The 2,138-nt window shown below is 65.2% G+C and carries 2 protein-coding genes; both read right to left on the bottom strand.

Annotated elements, in window-relative coordinates; translation table 11 throughout:
• Positions 1 to 996: cell division protein FtsA (gene ftsA / locus VGP39_RS05075; RefSeq protein ID WP_327567018.1), on the bottom strand; the 996-nt coding region annotated here is incomplete at its 3' end.
• A complete protein-coding gene (locus VGP39_RS05070) occupies positions 993 to 2,000 on the bottom strand; it encodes a cell division protein FtsQ/DivIB (protein WP_327567017.1) in 1,008 nt (335 codons plus the stop codon). The genes VGP39_RS05070 and ftsA, both read right to left, overlap by 4 nt.
• Positions 2,001 to 2,138 lie beyond the last annotated feature (138 nt).

The raw sequence follows: 2,138 nt of genomic DNA, 5'->3' as shown, positions 1-2,138 counted from the left end.
CTCAAAAATCTCCTCGGCGCGCTGCCGGACGATGTTGGCGATCGTGGCGCGGGACACGATCTGCGGAACATCGCGATCATTGTCTCCGGCCGATGGCACGGACATCAACTCGCGCGCATCGGACCCGCCGGTCAGCACGGTGCCATATAACGTCTTGATTCGCTCGGCATCCGCAATGCATGCACCAAGTCCGCGGGCAAGATCCATGGTGATGTGCTGCCCGCCGACCGCAAATCCGGATGCGTGCACGAAGCGGCCGCCGGAATAGATCGCCATCGTCGTGGTGCCCGCGCCCATCTCGATCACGGCGGCGCCGAGATCCGCTTCGTCATCGGTCAATACGGACAGACCGGCCACATAGGGGCTGGACGCCATCGCCTCGACATTGAGATGGCATCGTTCCACCACCAGCATCAGGTTCTTGGCGACGGTGGCGTCCGATGTGACGACATTCATGTCGACGCCGAACTGCCGCGCCACCATGCCCCGGGGATCGCGGATGCCCTTGACGCCGTCGAGCGCGTAGCCGACCGGCAGCGCATGCAGCACGGTGCGGCCGACGCCGGTGGCGTGCCGCATCCCGGTCGAGGTGACGCGGGTGACATCGGCTGATGTAACGGCGCCGCCCTTGATATCGGCCGCGGCCTCGATCAACTGGCCCTGCAGCCGCCCGCCGGATACCGACAGCAATACGGATTCGACGCGGACTTTCGCCATCCGCTCGGCCAGCGCCACCGCTTGCCGCACCGCCTGTTCGCATTCGGCAAGATCGACCACCGAGCCTGCCTTGACGCCGCGCGACTGAATCTGGCTGTAGCCGATCAATTCGACGGCATGGCTGCGGCCGCGCAGCGCATCGTTCGGCGGGCACGGTTTGAGCCGCGCGATCATGCAGGCGATCTTGCTGGTGCCGACATCGAGCGAGGCCACCAGCGCGGTGCGCTTCTGCGGCATCGGGCGCGTCTTCGGCGTCTGTTTGCGTTCAAGGCCGCTCATGCGCTGCCGGCCTTTTTCTTCTTGTCCTTGAACAGGTCTTCGCGCGCCTTGGCGGCCTCGTCGGACAGCCGCACCGTGAGCCGGTCCGGCAGCCGCATGTCGATCGCGATGACGTCGCGCGAGAACAGCCGGTCTTCCCTGTCGAGTTTCGACAATGCCGCCAGCGCGTTGCCAACGTCGTTTTCCGGCAGCCGCACGTCGAGGCCATCCTTGAGCCGCAGGTTCCAGCGCCGTTCGCCAACGAACACCGCCGCCTTCATCACCGTGCGCACCTGCGGATAGCGATCGAGCAGCGCGAGGAAATCCCGCGCGCGGGTTTCGGCGCCCTTGCCCACCACCAGCGGCAGGCCTTTGAAGCGGCGCGAAACATAGGGCTCCAGCACCGCGCCGTCATCTGATATGACCGACAAACGGCCGTCCTGCTGCCACAACGCGAATGCCGAACGCTCGGTGATGTCGATCTGCAGCTGGCCGGGATAGAATTTCTGTACGGTCGCCTCGCCGATCCATGGATTGGTCTTCAGCTTGTCGCGCACCACGGCGGCGTCGAGGAACAGCAGCGACGAACGGCCGTTGACGCCGCCGATCGCCAGCACCTCGTCCTGCGTCAATTGCTTGCGGCCATTGATGGCGACGGCGGTGATCTTGAACCCGGCGGAATTCGCCAGCGCGTTGCGGGTGTCGCTGAGCGCGGTGGTCAGTTCCTCGACATGGCCGCCCTTGACGATGCCAAGGCCGGCGCTGCCGAACAGCATCACCACGGTCGCGGTGACGCCGACGCGTTGCGGAATATAGCGCTCGAACCGCGCGATCAGCCGGTGGGGATTTTTCTCGCGCTCGGTCAGCCGTTTGGCGCGGGCGAGTTTGATCGCGGCCAGCCGCTCGCGCAGCGGCGCCAGTTGCGCGCGCAACAAGATCAGCGCGCCTTTGGCGGCAGCCTTCATCAGGTCGGCCTGGGGCCTCAGCGATCGCAGCGACCGATTGAGGCGTCCTGCACCATGCATTGCGCAAAACTCGTCAAATGTTATGCCCGCAAACGCTTCGCGGGCTCCGGCTCACGTGACGTCCTGGTGATGCCGGGCTCAAGTGTTGACCTCAAAGAGCAGATGAGGGTCCCCTCGATGCGGTCGTCGAAGCGGAAA

Origin of the sequence: Bradyrhizobium sp. (assembly GCF_036009065.1) — a bacterium.
GTDB lineage: Bacteria > Pseudomonadota > Alphaproteobacteria > Rhizobiales > Xanthobacteraceae > Bradyrhizobium.
This window is presented reverse-complemented; position numbering and strand designations above follow the sequence as displayed.